Source organism: Mesorhizobium sp. M2A.F.Ca.ET.067.02.1.1 (assembly GCF_004023285.1).
GTDB lineage: Bacteria > Pseudomonadota > Alphaproteobacteria > Rhizobiales > Rhizobiaceae > Mesorhizobium.
Genome location: NZ_RZSB01001106.1, coordinates 1 through 1,343 on the forward strand (window position 1 = coordinate 1; position 1,343 = coordinate 1,343).

Here is a 1,343-nt window from a genome sequence, read left to right on the forward strand (position 1 = left end):
GGTCGGAGCGGACGGGCAGGGTAGCCAGCTCGACCGACTCGCGCGAAAAATCGGCGAAGGATTTGCCGAGCAGCGGCAGGTCGAGCAGCCATTCGCCGGGATAGTCGACGATATCGATGGACAGTTTTCCGGCTGAGAACAACCGGTTCCAGCCGGAAGCCGACTCATATTCGATGGTGAGCCGCAGTTCCGAGATGGCGCGCGTGGAGTCCGGCCAGACGCGGTCGTTCACCAAAGCCGCGACATGGTCCTCGTACTGGAAACGCGGAACGGCATCGTCCGGCTGCTCCTCAAGGAAGGCGCGGGCGATGCGGCCGGATTTCTGCGCTTCGAAGAGCGGTAGGCGTCCGCCATGAATAAGGTTGTGGACGAGGGCTGAGATGAACACCGTCTTGCCGGCGCGGGAAAGTCCGGTGACGCCAAGACGCAATGACGGCGAGAAGAGCCCGGCGGCACGGCCCGACAGCGTGTCGAGCGCAATCCTTGCCTCGTCGGTGAAAGTCGTCAGCGATGATGCCAAATCAGGCCTCTGGTTGCGCGTCCGCGCCCGATATAGGCGCTGGGCCGGGCGTTTGAAATGGCCTCAGAGATCGGCGGGCGTGAGAAAGGCTTCGAGGTAGCCGCTCCCCTGCGCCGCTTCGGCAAGATTGCCGGGAAAGCGCACCACGGCGAGGCCGGAGGTTGGAAAACCGTGGTTCATCATGCCGCGCGCCGCCTCGTCGCCGTCGCCCGACACCGCCATGGCCAGATCCTCGGTCATGGGATTGTGGCCGATCACCAGAAGCTGGTCGGCGCCGGCGTTCTTGCGGATGATGTCGAGATAGCCGGACGCATCCTCGCTGTAGAGCGTGTCGAAGAACAGCACCCGGCCGGTGTCGGTGCGCCCCGCCAGGCCTTCCAGCGTCTGCCTTGCCCGTTTGGCATTGGAGCAAAGCGTGACGTCAGGCACGTAGTTGCGGGCCCGCATGGCCTCTCCCATCGCTTCGGCGTCAGCCTTGCCTGATTCGTCGAGCGGGCGGTCGAAATCGCGCACGCCGGGCAGCGCCCAGCCGGCCTTGGCATGCCGCAACAGATAAAGTCTGCTCAACCGTTTCCCCCATGGCGCTGCCTGACAGGCAAAGCGCGATTAGTCACCAGAACCACGTCATGCACAATGGCCGGCGCGAGCACCTGCAACGAATCATATGCGAATTCGTTTTATGCCGTTGAAACAACGTCGTTGCCGGAGCTGCCGATGCGAGACTAACAATTGCGTGAAACTGTCGTCGATACCGCTTGTGCGGGCTCTTGTCCCCGAATATATAGGCGCCAAATTTGGGGTTGTTGGGTGAGTCGAATGAACG

The 1,343-nt window shown here is 62.6% G+C and carries 2 protein-coding genes; both read right to left on the minus strand.

The genetic code is table 11. The annotated features are described in order from the left end of the window. Positions 1 to 520, minus strand: a 520-nt coding sequence (locus tag EOA28_RS35835; RefSeq protein WP_189342385.1) for a YcjX family protein, incomplete at its 3' end; no start/stop codon positions are given. 63 nt (positions 521 to 583) lie between these two features. Beyond that, on the minus strand, positions 584 to 1,087 hold the full coding sequence (locus EOA28_RS35840) for a histidine phosphatase family protein (protein ID WP_128315847.1): 504 nt from the start codon (positions 1,085 to 1,087) through the stop codon (positions 584 to 586). Between the last annotated feature and the right edge of the window lie 256 nt (positions 1,088 to 1,343).